The organism is Paenibacillus hunanensis, from assembly GCF_014645615.1.
GTDB classification, from domain to species: Bacteria; Bacillota; Bacilli; order Paenibacillales; family Paenibacillaceae; genus Saccharibacillus; species Saccharibacillus hunanensis.
Genome location: NZ_BMMB01000003.1, coordinates 355,232 through 369,048 on the forward strand (window position 1 = coordinate 355,232; position 13,817 = coordinate 369,048).

General features: G+C 47.4%; 10 protein-coding genes and 1 riboswitch. Of the genes, 5 read left to right on the forward strand and 5 right to left on the reverse strand.

Annotated elements, in window-relative coordinates:
* Positions 1-147: 147 nt before the first annotated feature.
* A riboswitch (cyclic di-AMP (ydaO/yuaA leader) is annotated at positions 148-347 on the reverse strand.
* A 615-nt stretch (positions 348-962) separates the two neighbouring features.
* Together IEX62_RS07785 and IEX62_RS07790 are read right to left on the reverse strand one after the other, a co-directional pair.
* The gene (locus IEX62_RS07785; protein WP_188774860.1) at positions 963-2,477 is read right to left on the reverse strand and encodes an SMI1/KNR4 family protein; all 1,515 of its coding nucleotides are present in this window, start codon (positions 2,475-2,477) and stop codon (positions 963-965) included.
* A gap of 92 nt (positions 2,478-2,569) precedes the next feature.
* Entirely contained in the window at positions 2,570-2,773 is a 204-nt protein-coding gene (locus IEX62_RS07790; protein ID WP_188774861.1) for a DUF4177 domain-containing protein, read from the reverse strand.
* Positions 2,774-2,918: 145 nt separating this feature from the next.
* Between IEX62_RS07790 and IEX62_RS07795 the strand changes: the two genes are divergently transcribed.
* Entirely contained in the window at positions 2,919-3,482 is a 564-nt protein-coding gene (locus IEX62_RS07795; protein ID WP_188774862.1) for a histidine phosphatase family protein, read from the forward strand.
* Between the two features lie 322 nt (positions 3,483-3,804).
* Here the strand turns inward: IEX62_RS07795 and IEX62_RS07800 are convergent, their stop codons facing one another.
* Positions 3,805-4,695 carry an MBL fold metallo-hydrolase gene (locus IEX62_RS07800; RefSeq protein ID WP_229685674.1) on the reverse strand — a complete coding sequence of 297 codons (891 nt, stop codon included), beginning with the start codon at positions 4,693-4,695 and terminating at the stop codon, positions 3,805-3,807.
* Positions 4,696-5,745: 1,050 nt separating this feature from the next.
* Between IEX62_RS07800 and IEX62_RS07805 the strand changes: the two genes are divergently transcribed.
* The gene (locus IEX62_RS07805; protein WP_188774863.1) at positions 5,746-8,397 is read left to right on the forward strand and encodes an alpha-amylase family glycosyl hydrolase; all 2,652 of its coding nucleotides are present in this window, start codon (positions 5,746-5,748) and stop codon (positions 8,395-8,397) included.
* A 268-nt stretch (positions 8,398-8,665) separates the two neighbouring features.
* Here the strand turns inward: IEX62_RS07805 and IEX62_RS07810 are convergent, their stop codons facing one another.
* Positions 8,666-9,517, reverse strand: coding sequence for a helix-turn-helix transcriptional regulator (locus tag IEX62_RS07810; RefSeq protein ID WP_188774864.1), 852 nt, complete (start codon positions 9,515-9,517; stop codon positions 8,666-8,668).
* A 400-nt stretch (positions 9,518-9,917) separates the two neighbouring features.
* Here IEX62_RS07810 and fabF point away from each other — a divergent pair, with 400 nt between their 5' ends.
* Complete coding sequence (gene fabF / locus IEX62_RS07815) at positions 9,918-11,159, forward strand: beta-ketoacyl-ACP synthase II (protein WP_188774865.1); 1,242 nt, start codon at positions 9,918-9,920, stop codon at positions 11,157-11,159.
* Positions 11,160-11,285: 126 nt separating this feature from the next.
* Here the strand turns inward: fabF and IEX62_RS07820 are convergent, their stop codons facing one another.
* Complete coding sequence (locus IEX62_RS07820; protein ID WP_188774866.1) at positions 11,286-11,771, reverse strand: AAA family ATPase; 486 nt, start codon at positions 11,769-11,771, stop codon at positions 11,286-11,288.
* A 330-nt stretch (positions 11,772-12,101) separates the two neighbouring features.
* On the opposite strand from IEX62_RS07820, the gene IEX62_RS07825 reads away from it, so the two are divergent.
* Both IEX62_RS07825 and clpP read left to right on the forward strand, forming a co-directional pair.
* Positions 12,102-13,019 (forward strand): RNA polymerase sigma factor, encoded by a 918-nt coding sequence (locus tag IEX62_RS07825; RefSeq protein WP_188774867.1) that lies wholly within the window; start codon positions 12,102-12,104, stop codon positions 13,017-13,019.
* A 69-nt stretch (positions 13,020-13,088) separates the two neighbouring features.
* Positions 13,089-13,670, forward strand: a complete 582-nt coding sequence (gene clpP, locus IEX62_RS07830) for an ATP-dependent Clp endopeptidase proteolytic subunit ClpP (RefSeq protein ID WP_188774868.1) — start codon at positions 13,089-13,091, stop codon at positions 13,668-13,670.
* Positions 13,671-13,817: the final 147 nt, after the last annotated feature.

Genomic DNA, 13,817 nt, shown 5'->3' on the forward strand with positions numbered 1-13,817 from the left:
GAGCGATTGTATCACTCTTTTCAACACAGGTAGTTCAGCACAACCACCAGTCCAGTGCGTCTGGCTTCAGAAGCTAATGAGCGTCAGCAAGGCATAAGAAAACACAGAGCGTCTATACCCTGTGTCATGATGGCACAAGTTCCACACTCCTCTCCCGACTTGCGCTTACGAGGTTAGCTGTCGGATTCGGGCGGTGAGAGTCGCCCTACCATCAGCGCCGGTCCCATGGTTACCGGTGCCGACGGATTCACCCCATGCAGATGATCAACGGCTCTCACACCTTTGACATGCTGCGAATTGGTTCCCCCGTTTTCCGGTCATAACCGGAAACTCAGCAATAAGAACAAGAAACTTCTGAAATTCAGTTGTTTGATCTGGACAAATATCGATTCGCATCTGTACGCTTCCTGCTGCACCGATCGTCTGGACAGTCTGGCTTAGCACCATTGTGCTTTCCTGCTGCTGTGCGCTTCGGCGAGCATGAAAGAAGTCGTTGCGATCGCGAATCTCTAAATCCTGAAATGTATATTACTCCTGTAATTCAGAAGTGTAAAGCAGATCAAAAAGGCAAAAAAAGCCGTGGATTCCCACAGCTTTCTTTTTTGAAAATGTAATAAAAGGTTACCTCTCGCAAGCTCCTTTTTACTCTCCATAACGCTCAATATCTCCAATTTTACATTACATTTCAGCGTTTTCAGTTCACTTTTCATCTCATTTCGCAAAATGATATGTCATTATTCACACTTGCAAAAACAAGTATATATCGACTGCTTCGAATAGCATTTATTTACTATAAAAAAGTTATGGTATACCTATGATAAGGATGGAGGTTTCATCTGGAGTACTCAAAGAATAACGTTTTTACGTTTAAAATATAGGATATAGAATGAGTAGTAAGCTCTTCCTCATGCAGGACACATCTATAAAAGCCCGTCGATACAAATATCGAACGGGCTGATTCATTATGCATTATAATTGCCGCCGTACTGGATCGAGAAGCTAACGGGCTGCTTGAATGCCTCCTGTAGCAGCTGTACATCGGCTTCATTTCCTGTAAATGAGGATAAGGTCGTGCATTGCGCAATCGCCTCTGGATTCGCAATGATATTATCGCCTACGAGCTTGAGCTTTTGCAGGACGGGTAATTCGCTCAGCCCAGCAATATCGTTCACCTCAGCATTAGCCAGTGTGAAGCTTTTCAAATTCGTAAATGGGCGAATATAGCGCATATCCTGCCATTTTACCCCTGTAACGGTCAGAGACACGAGTGACAGATTAGCGAGCGCTGCCCATTGTGACTCGCCCCATTGATCTGCACCCAGTACGGTCAATTGCTTGAGCTGCTTCATCTCTGCAATTGTGGCTGCCTGCACTTCATCAGGCGATGAAATGGTCAAGCATTCCAGTGTCGGAATCCGTAGCAACGGTGTATAATCGTGTGCTGGAATACGCTCACACTCCAGCTCGACTAAACGCTGTAAACTTGCCAGTGGCTTCAGTGAAGCTACATCCGTATCGCTAATATTCAACTGGCGTAAATAAGGCAATTGTGCCAGCGGAGTCAGATCGTGAATCGGATTGTGCATTAGATACAGCTTCTTCAATTCATGACAATGCACTAATGGCGCAAGATCATCAATTCGGTTACGAGACAGACTTAATTCGCGCACATGTGTACACGCAGCTAGCGGACGAATATCGCGAATCTGCTGATTCGGCAAATAAATCTGATATAAGCCCGTAAACTGCTCAGCAGAGCCATACTTCTGCTTGATCTGCTCCTGCCATTCCGGTGGCAAGCTCACTTCCCACGCAGACAGCTCCTCGGCAGATGGTTGCTTTTTGATCGTATCCCATTCTGCACCAAAGGCATACTGCTGTGCATCACGCAGCAGGCGTGCTTGATCGCTGCGACCATACACCCAGAAGCTGCTTCCATCCTCCTGTACAACCGTATAATTGCCACCGGTGACCGTATGATGCATAAAATGAATAAACTCACCTATACTTCGAGCAATGACGAATTTCGTTTCTTCATCACGGCCAAAATTGATCACCTGACCTACTACACCTTCTGGTCCAGGATCCAGATCAATCCCGAGATGATTCCCACCACCATCATGGCAAAATGGAATCCATTGCCGATTGATATACTGCTCCTTAATCCATTCAGAAGGAATCGAATAATGATCGCCCATATCTACATATTCCTCGTGCAGATCAGACCATATTTTCCATTCGTTCACCATCTCATTTAGCGTTAAAAATTGCAGACCAAAAAATAAGCCTGGCCCGCTACGTGCTTCTCCATTATGAAGGGAATACAGCTGCTTCAGCTCCGTTGGAAAGGATACGTTCATCGCCTGCTCCGCCCCTACGATATCCTCGTTGTCCGCTGGCGGCAGCAGGGATGCTTCCAAACTGCTCAGTCTGTCACGCAGCAGCGACTTGATCTCTTCTATCCATGTTTCAATCATGCGGTTGCCTCCTTTATCTGTATATACCAGGATGATGCTTGTTGGACAGCAAACCGTCATTGTACGTATACTATGTACGTAGCCGATACGGTCTATTCCAGCAAGGCGCTGCGTTTGAAAATAAGGATAATTTCACGGGAACTTCCCTGCGACATCGTCGTATCAAAGCTGGATACCAGCTCCCAGCCTTCAAAGCCGAGCGCATTCAATGTTTCCTGTAAATGGTCATCATCAACCTTGCCGCCGAGAAAGCCGCCAGCTGCTAATTTTACTGTTTTATATTCCCACTGAATCATGGTATGATCTTCCTTTCCGAAACAATAATACATAGAAGCCCATTCGCCGTTTGCAATATAACTGGCTATAAATGGGTATAATCAATATTGTAGCATACTAAATAGAAGGAGTTACACCATACTGCTGATGAAGACTATTGGACTTGTGCGCCATTTTAAAGTGAATAAAGAGTTTCCGATTCGCCAGATGGTGACAGTGAATGAGCTGGTCACCTGGCTGGAAGAATACGATGTGGCTGATATTGAAGAAGGCACTACCGATCTGCGCGGGCTGAACTGGGAAATCTGCTTTACGAGCGATCTACCACGTGCGATCAAGACGGCACAGTTCATTTATCCCGGCGAGATCGTTATCATGCCAGAGCTGCGAGAGATTACACCACCTACGTTTAATACCGGCTTACGCTTTCCCTTTATCGGCTGGGCTGCCTTTGCACGTATCGCTCCCCTGCTGAGCAGACGCTACAAGCGTATGGTTGCCGAAGCGAATGCACGTATCGATCGTGCGCTGGATGTGATTCTGGCGTCTGATGCTGAGCATATTTTAATCGTTAGCCACTGGGCATTGATGCTGTATATGCGTAAGCAGCTTATTCGACGTGGCTTTACCGGCCCGCGCATGCGGATGGTTGAGAATGGCAAGCTGCATCTGTTTCGTGATGCAGAATCCAGTGCAGCCCTGCACGCGGCAACTTCTGGCAAAAGGTAAGATATTTTGCTCTGCAAAAATCACTCTTCATTTAACCTCGTGTTAGGAGATCGCTAACACGGCAAAAGGTAAGATATTTTACTTTGCAAAAATCACTCTTCATTGTAATCTCGTGTTAGGAGGGCGCTAACACGGTAAAAAGTAAGATATTTTGTTGCACAAAAACTGCTCTTTATGAAACTCACATGTTAAAAGAGCGCTAACGCAGCAAAAGTCAATTCGACACTGCATGGTCTGCACCCTACAGGCTCCCATGTGCATCGTATCGATTCCTATAAGATATCAATCGATAGAAGAAGCTGCTTTCGGATGGCAGATCGGATTATATTCCGCTTTCAGTCACAGGCTCTCTGTTCTGCTGACGGCGGCGTCCATTGATAAATAACGTGATCGTCTCACGCTCGTAATCATCCAGCTCGCGACCATAATGCTGCGCGAGCTGTTTGGCAATCGCTTGTTCTTCCAGATCGGGCTCCTGCACGAGGCGAGCAATTTGTTCCAGCAAATTCAGCTCCTGCTGATAACGCGCTCCATCCCATATATCCGCATGATGAGATAGCACTACCGTCTCCGCGTCATACTGACGCAGCATATCCACCAGTTGTAGTGTTGCTTCTGCCGTATATTCATGTGGCTCAACGTGAATATTTGGATATAACGCATCGCCGACGAATAACACTTTATCCTCCTCTACATACACGACCGTTGAATCATCCGAATGATCCCCGCCTACATGCTCGATCACACAATGAACCCGTCCAAGATCAAGCTCTAGCTTACGTTCAAATGTAATATCCGGCGTTGGCAAAATAATGTCTCGCTCATCCCCCAGTTCCTTCTTGATTGCACTGGAACAAAACTCAATCTCTGTTCCCTCGGCAACACGCTGATCCAGCGATTCATCATTCCACGTCCACTTTTGCATGCGGCGAATATATTCCGTCGTCAATGTCTGCGCAATAATCGTCGTATTCGCTTGATTCATACCAAATACATGATCCCAATGCCAGTGCGTTAGCACCACCCAGCGTGGTGAGATATCCAGCTTTACCAGCTGATCAATAAAAAACTGAATATGTGCAGAGGAATTACCCGCATCGACAAGCAACGTCGAGCGTGTGCCTGTAATCGCTGCGAGAATCGGTCGATCCGTTTCCTGATAGGGGGTTAAATAGTGAATATGTGAAGATAGTTGCTGCATGATTTGCATCATCGAATACTCCTTATGGTCAGTTTACAAAATGGAACAAGCATATGGCTGGCTGTCGGTCTACTCTACACAGGAAGGGCGATGCTGATCTCCTGTGGAATGGTTTCGACCTGCGAATGGCTTTGAGGTATGGGTTTAATATTAAATCGTACATTTTCCAGCCGAATGAATCAGGATAATTGTATAAGAAGGATGTACAGGACATAACCTGTTCCTTATCTCTATACGTTATGAATGCTCGCTTTACTACAAGCCGAGCCATACTGCTATATCGCTTTCTGTATTCATATATTGTACTACACGTAAACACCACCTCCCAAATCATCTAGCAAAACAGATTAGTGCAAACGTTTGTATGAATGTACATATCGTACGTCGATATCAAATAATATCTGCGCAATCATCCGAAATAAAGCGAAAATGGGAGTAATCCGAAGCTTTATCTTCTTTATCTCGCTAAAACCTCCTTTAAACCATATTTTACATTATATAACACCCAAGCTATGATTAGCGATGTAAAAGAAAACGTTTACAAAAATGAAAGTGATCTGCCCGATCCGTACAGAAAGCATAAGCTTATATGTATATTCTTTATGTTTTCTATCGAGATCAATTCATGGCTACGCTGTAGATGAGTTGTAGCTGAGTGATTCAGCAGAGTTGTAATCTCCAGGTTTTCGCGATAGTTATAAAGAATTGATCGCAAGCTGACTAGCTTTATCTTAGCTTGTAGGATGCAATCCTTTATTGCTGGCATTTGTGCAAACGTTTGCTTCACCGTGTTAATAGGACAATGTAAATTTGAAATAGGGAGGGATGCCCTGTACTCCGCGATGATTCGTTTTTGCTAGCTATGTTAACCGATGATCGCAGTGCCTGATTCACCTACTTCCAGACCGTGGCTTTCGTTTGGTAGCTTTTTTGCTCAGGGTTTAGCTTATTATCGTTCGTTTATTCCTATCTGTTTAATCTTATCTGTTTGTTCTTTTTTGTTGATTTTCACCTATTGGTTCTGACTCGATGCTATTTATCCACTTACTCAAGGAGGGCTTTATGATTACATACCGCAAATGGGCAGCATGGTTATTACTCGCTTGCCTTTTGTTCACTACTGTTGCACCGATGGGATCGTCTACCGCTCAGGCAGCCAGTCCATCCGATCCATTCACATGGGATAATGCGAATGTGTATTTTGTCATGACAGATCGCTTTTATGATGGCAATTCAAGTAACAACAACTCGTACGGTCGTCCCACAACCGATGCTAGTGGAAGCCAAATCGGTACCTTCCACGGTGGCGACATTAAAGGCTTAACGAAAAAGCTGCAAGAGGGCTATTTTAGCAAGCTGGGTACGAATGCAATCTGGATTACAGCTCCTTATGAGCAGGTGCATGGCTTCGTTGGTGGTGGTAGCGGCGGAGATTTTGCCCATTACGCTTACCATGGCTATTATGCACTTGATTACACATCGATGGACAAAAATATGGGTACAGTTGAGGAAATGCGTGAATTTGTGGATCAAGCGCATGCCAAAGGAATTCGTGTCGTGCTGGATGTGGTGATGAATCACCCGGGCTATAGCACGCTGAAGGATATGGAGGAATACAATTTTGGTAAAAGGCTGAATGGTCTGAACAGCAGCTGGAAGCCTGCCTCCGGTCAAACCTGGCATAGCTATCACGACAATATCGATTATACCGATAGTCAGGCATGGGCTGGCTGGTGGAGCGGTGGCTGGGTACGTGCAGGAATCGGCGGCTATCCAGCAGGTGGCAACAGTGATCTGACACTCACTTTATCTGGATTACCCGACTTCCGTACCGAGGTTACGACCAATCAAGGACTCGCTCCTGTACTGCAAACCAAATGGAACAAAGAGGGCAACAGTAATGCATGGGTCATACCGGCAGCCTCTTCGCTGCGTAAGGATCTAGGCATCTCGCCAACCGACTACAATATCCGCTGGTTGTCTGCATGGGTAGAGGAATTTGGTATTGATGGCTTCCGTGTGGATACAGCGAAGCATGTGGATCAGTTCCGCTGGAAGCAGCTGAAAAATGAAGCCAACACCGCCTTGCAAAAATGGAGACAAAATAACCCGACCAAAGCCGGCGCCAATTGGAAGGATTCATTCTGGATGACAGGCGAGGTATGGGGACAGGGCGTCAGCCGTAACAGCTACTATGATAACGGCTTTGACTCGCTGATTAACTTCTCATTCCAGGATTCCAATCTCACTGATCTGGAAGGGCTGTTCAGTAATTATGCGAGCAAAATCAATACCGATCCAGGCTTCAACGTGCTCAGCTATATTTCTTCTCATGATACAAAGCTATATGATCGTAATGCCTTGTTCCAGGCAGGCACTGCATTGCTGCTGGCACCAGGTGGTATTCAGACGTATTATGGTGACGAAAGTGCGCGTCCATTTGGGGCTACAGGTTCGGATGCACAGCAGGGTACACGCTCGGATATGAACTGGAGCAGTACCAATGCGGATCTGCTGGCACACTGGCAGAAGCTCGGACAGTTCCGCTACAATCATCCGTCAATCGGCGCAGGGGCACATAAGCAGCTAGCTTCTGCTCCATACACATTTAGCCGTACGTATAACAATGCAGCAAAAGGCATTAACGATAGCGTGGTGATTGCAACTGGTGCTTCTGGTAGCACAGCCGTTACAGTTAGCCCGGTATTCGCAGATGGCACATCTGTCCGTGATGCCTATACAGGTGCAACGACTGTTGTTAGCGGGGGGAAGACAACCTTTACAGCAGGTTCACGTGGTGTGATCCTGATTGAACAGGCAGGACCCGTTTCTACAGAGCCTGCGGTATCCGCTTCTCCAGCAGGTGGAAGCTTTACAACAGATGGCGTTAAAGTCACACTTAGCGCCAGCAATAGCACAGTGAATCGTTATACAGTAAATGGTACTACACCGACCGCTTCTACAGGTACGGCTTTTGCAAGTGGTGATGCGATTACGATCGGTAGTGGTCTCGCTGTTGGACAATCGGTCACACTCAAGCTGTTCGCGGGTAGCGGCGATAAATCAGCGACTGCTTCGTATACTTTCACTAGAGCAGAGCAGCCAGCAGAGCCAACTGGCTTAACGATTCATTTTAAAAAGCCTGCCGATTGGAGTACACCACAATTGTATTACTATGAAACAACTCCGGTTGTGACAGGGCCAAGCTGGGCATCTGCACCAGCGATGACGGATGAGGGCGATGGCTGGTACCGCTACACGATTCCAGCGGTAACTAGCGCACGCGTCATTTTCAAGGATGCGACGCACCAGCTCCCTGGTGCCAGTCAGCCTGGATTACTGCGCAGCAAGGAAGGCTGGTATGATGGCACGACATGGTACGATCAGAAGCCAGCTGCCGCTGCACAGCAGGTGACCTTTAAAGTAACTGTACCATCCAATACAACGGCATCTGATACTGTATATGTAGCCAGCAGTTTGAATAACTGGAATCCAGCAGACGCATCCAGTCAATTAACACGCCAGTCCGATGGTACGTATACACTCACATTAACACCACCACCTGGCACCGCGATCAGCTATAAGCTAACACGTGGCTCTTGGAACAGTGTAGAAACAGCGGCCAATGGGACAGATATTACGAACCGTACGTATACCGTAGCTACGGGTAGCCAAACGGTTAATGCCACGGTAGCTCGCTGGAAGGATCGTTAATCCAGTGTAATATCGTTAGCGATCAATCCAATAATCTTCATATGAAGTAGATCAACTTCCCACCGCCGCATGGTGCTATGTAGCATCAAATGCGGCGGTGGGGAGTTCTGTTGTGTGGTTTGAATACTTTTTTATTGTTTGAATCCCTATCTCTTCTTTAAAATTCTTCGCTAAAAGCAAGTCCGGCATGTCTCGCCTGCAAATGAAGCAATCTGCTTCGTTGTCGTTCATCCTTCTTTTCTTTCTGCCCTACTCTATTCTCTATTTCCTACTCCTTCGCACGCTCCATCAATGCCATCAGCTTCACTTCAGTTGCTGAATCCTGCACCGGTGTATAGATGCTACAGCGAAGCTCGGTACTGCCCTGCACAATTAGCGAGCTAAGCTCAAATAGCATCTTTCCACCACGCGCATGACGAAACTCCAGCACCACCTGCGGTGCTGAGCTGACCTTACTTTCCTCCCATAATGGATTAAAATCAGGATACGTGCTTTTCATTTCACGCAAAAACGTTTCGTACCAGTCATCCTCCATATACTGCCCATAATAAGCACGAAAAATCGCTAAAAAGTCGGCAGCAAAGTCCTTCCAATTAACCGCCAATCGTCGAAATTCCTTACGGTCAAATAAAAGAGCAATCATATTCCGCTGATGCTCTGGTATTTGCTCAAAATCAAGAAATACATGTCGTGCTGCCTCATTCCAGCCCACAATATTACAATGGCGATCCGAGATAATCGTCGGGCAATAGCGTAGCTGCTCCAAAATTTTGGCCAGCGAGGGGCTGATCTGCGGCTGCTCCTCTACACTGGCAGCAGGCAGCATATTCGAGCTTTTATCCAGTGCCAGCGAAAATAAATACTTCCGCTCATCCGTCGTCATCTGTAGCGCAGAAGCTACATTTTCCAGCACCGAAGCCGATGCCTGTATATCTCTTCCCTGCTCCAGCCATGTATACCATGTTGTACTAAGCCCGGCTAACTGTGCCACCTCTTCTCTGCGAAGTCCCGGTGTGCGCCGACGTAAGCCCCCGTTTAAGCCGACTGCCTGTGGCGCGATGCGCGCACGCTTTCCTTTTAAAAATTGAGATAATGCCTGTAATCTCGCCTGATTGTTCATATGTGTTCCTTTCTATACAAAGTCTATATAAGGTCTATACAAGGCAGTAAGCACTACCCGATTTCCGCCCCATGTAGGAAGCATGGGATGAAGAAGTGAACATTACGCTCAGTCCGATGAAGACTTCCTGAGTGAAACAAGACTAACCTGTTATAATTTATACTAGGATAAACAGTAACTTGTAATAGGATATTTTCCGTGCCAAAATGATACCATCAGCTCGGTCATTACGCAATAGCCGGGCTATACCAGCGTAGCGCACGCGCTGCTTGGTGTTCAGAATGTGCACATGATAAGCTGTTACTCAGATACCTACACAGCATATTGTTTGTACCTTAGTAATAGGCATCCGATCAACATTCGCTATGTTGAATGAGGAGACATATAAGGAGGAAGCAAGATGGAACGGGTCGTAATTACAGGGATGGGCGTTATTTCTCCAATCGGCAATGATGTGGAGACCTTTTGGAATAATCTGAGTCAGGGGAAATCGGGCATCGCTCCGATCGATACCTTTGATACGGAACGATATAAAACGAAATTTGCGGGTCTGGTGCGTGACTTTGATGCAGCTGCTATTTTCGGACGTAAAGAAGCACGGCGTATGGATCGCTTTGCTCAGTTTGCCGTAGCTGCGGCAGAGCAGGCGGTACAGGATGCGGGTCTGGATATGGACAAGGTGGAGCGTGAGCGAGTTGGCGTGTATGTCGGCTCGGGGATCGGTGGGATCGATACGTTAATTGAGCAGCAGACGAATCTGTTCAACCGTGGCCCAGAGCGGATCAGTCCACTCCTCGTACCGGTGATGATTGCCAATAGTGCTGCCGCCACGATTAGCATTCGCCTGGGGACATGGGGACCTACACTGTGTCCGGTGACGGCTTGCTCGATCGGGAACACGGCGATCGGTGAAGCGATGCGTCTTATTCGTTCAGGGGATGCGGATGTGGTGATTGCAGGCGGCTCGGAAGCGGCTATTAATGAAGTATCGGTAGCCGGGTTCAGTAATTCAACTGCACTATCAGAGCGTAATGATGATCCTACCGCAGCCAGTCGTCCTTTTGATAGGGATCGGGATGGCTTTGTCATGGCGGAAGGTGCTGGAATTGTTGTACTGGAATCTCTTCGCCATGCACAGGCACGCGGTGCACGTATCTATGCTGAAGTGATCGGGTACGGGGCAAGCTCGGATGCTTACCATATGGTAGCCAGTCATCCCGAGGGTCGTGGTGCGTCGCTGGCGATGCGTCAAGCACTGAGTAATGCTAGCATTACTGTACACGATGTGGATGTGATCAGTGCACATGCTACGAGCACAGGGGTCGGTGACATTTCCGAGACGCTGGCGATTAAGCAGCTATTTGGCGAGCGGGCTTATGATATTCCTGTAACGGCAAACAAATCCATTACAGGACATATGCTGGGCGCGGCTGGAGGTGCAGAGGCGATTGCCTTAGTACAAACACTGCGTGAGGGCTTGATTCCACCAACGCTCAACTTGCATACTCCTGATCCACTGTGCGACCTGGACTATGTGCCGAACACGCCGCGTAAAGCTGATATGAAGATCGGCCTATCGAATTCGTTTGGGTTTGGCGGTCATAATGCGGTGATTGTACTCAAGCGATATGAGGAGGAGTAAGCTTCATCCATTTTACACTGGGAACTACGACTATACATTTATCCATTAAAAAGCCGGTTAAGCCTGCGGAGTTACTCCGAGTGCTTGACCGGCTTTTCCTATAAACGAATCGATTCTATTAAGCCCCTACTCTACCTGCCGCGTTACTACCAGCTTATGCTTATACGGCTCAGCTATACGCAAAATAGCTGGCTTGGATTCTCGCTCAAATCGGTGATTCCAATATAAACGATCCAGTAACCCCATCAGGCTCAGACGTTCATTATCTGGATCAGTCCCGATCTTTTGCCGGAGAAAACGTTGTAGCATCCGTCCATCACGTACATAAGGAGATGGCGTCAAAAATATAATCTGATCCGCCAGCGCAAAGCTAGGCAGTAGCCACTCCATCAGATTGCCCTCAACAATCCACGCTTCCTGTCCAATAATGTCCATTAGCATCCGTTGTCGCTCTGCCGGGGTGTTGCGCCGCTTGCGCTTTCCATCTCGTGTCCACAATAGCGTTTCCAGCGAATAGCTGGGAATCCCCAGCCTGCTGGAAAGTCTGGCTGCCAGCTCTGTTTTGCCGCTTCCGGGCGCACCAACTATATGTATTCTTTTCGCTGACGGCATCGCGATACCCTCCCCATCATTCCCTGCTTCGTTGGTAGCCAGCTCATCTGATATAATACTAACAGAACCTGAATACGGATGAAACTAGCCACCGAGCATGATTGATATTCTGAATCGATCCCTGTACTGTATCATTTTTAAAATATATTCTAAACGGCGTATCCTTTGGATCTCTTTATTCGTTTACATCATATCAGCAGCTACTAAACAGGCAATGACATTGGCAATCAACTACCGATGTCGGTGCCCGTTTATAATGAACTGCTGCACATAACGTTATGTACTATTAACGCGATTTCACTTGCGGATAAACAAAGGAGGGCCCCCAATATGGCCTTTGTGAATTCCCCGGCTTATTTTACAAACCATAAAAAAGACAACGCGATGCAAGCAAGTCCACATTCCCACCTATACACGATAGTCAGACTGTCACCGGATGTAACTGTAGAGCGTCATAGGAGCATCGTGTTAGATGAGAAGCAGCTCCAAGCATGGATGCCTGCCTTCTATCGCTATTGCCGTAGTCTGACCACTACACACTGGGATGCGCAGGATCTGATGCAAAATACGCTGCTCAAGGCGCTCACCTTACCCAATCTGCACGGACAGCGCTCAGTAAGTGACCAGCAAGCCTACCTGTTGCGGATCGCTCGTAATCTACGTATTGATGAAGCTCGGCGCGCCGTACGTTTACAGCACAAATTACCATTATTACAGGAGCTGCTCAACGAACAGCAGACTCAGCAACATTCGGCTCCAGATATGAATCTGCAAGCCGAAGCGGCAATTAAGCTACTGCTGGACACACTATCTCCATGGCAGCATGCGGTGTACGCCCTACGCGAGTTATTCGGCTATACGGCAAGCGAGGCAGCCAATCTGCTAGGAACGACAGAGGGGGCGATCAAGTCCGCTCTGCGCCGTGCACGAGAAGCCCTGCTACAGCAGCATGATGATTCGGCAGAGGACGCTTCCCTACCTATGCCAGAACAGGATGAGCATGAGCTGCTGGCTACGTATCTCGCTGCCTTCCGCAACGGTAATGCCGCACAGCTTGTGCAGCTTATTTTGAATCAAGCTGCCGATCCAGCTGGATTAGCTCCTCAGATTGTAGGTCAACTGCATACTGAAGCTACAGCGCAATCAAGTGGTAAAGCTAGCCGTTCAGAGCAGCTTAATCCGCATATACCACGCGACGCTTATCCTGCATATACGGTATATCGCTCTCTGCAATCGATAGCAGCCTGATGGTCTTCACACATCCGAGCATCTGACTATCGTGATTCCATTTCTGATCATTAGAAAGGATGAACTACGATGGTAACTATTCCTTATGTTATTGAACAAACGGATCGCGGCGAGCGTAGCTACGATATTTATTCCAGATTGCTCAAGGATCGAATCATTATGATTAACGGTGAAATTGAAGATCAAATGGCGAATCTGATCGTCGCTCAGCTGCTTCATCTGGCAGCCGAGGATAGCGAAAAGGATATCAGCATGTATATTAACAGCCCAGGTGGATCGGTTACGGCTGGCTTTGCCATTTATGATACGATGCAGTTTATCAAGCCAGATATCGTGACCATCTGTACGGGGATGGCGGCAAGCTTTGGCACGATTCTGCTAGTTGGCGGAACGAAGGGTAAACGAATGGCTTTGCCCAATAGCGAGGTGATGATCCACCAGCCTCTGGGCGGTGCGAAGGGTCAGGCATCGGATGTGATCATTTACGCCGAGCGGCTCATCCATACTCGCCAAAAGCTCAACGAGTTACTTGCCGAGCGTACCGGACAACCATTAGAACGTCTGGAAAAGGATACCGATCGCGATTTCTTTTTCACTGCGGAAGAGGCACTCGACTATGGGCTAATCGATAAAATTGTAAGTAAATGCTGAGTGTATACTTGATTCGACTGCACTCGAAAAAGTGATACGAATCATCCTATCTCATCGGCTCGATCAACATTCATTCAAAATGCAAACCCTATACAAATAAGCCTGCTCATCGATACGCATGATATGAGGAATCGTGCTTCGATAGCA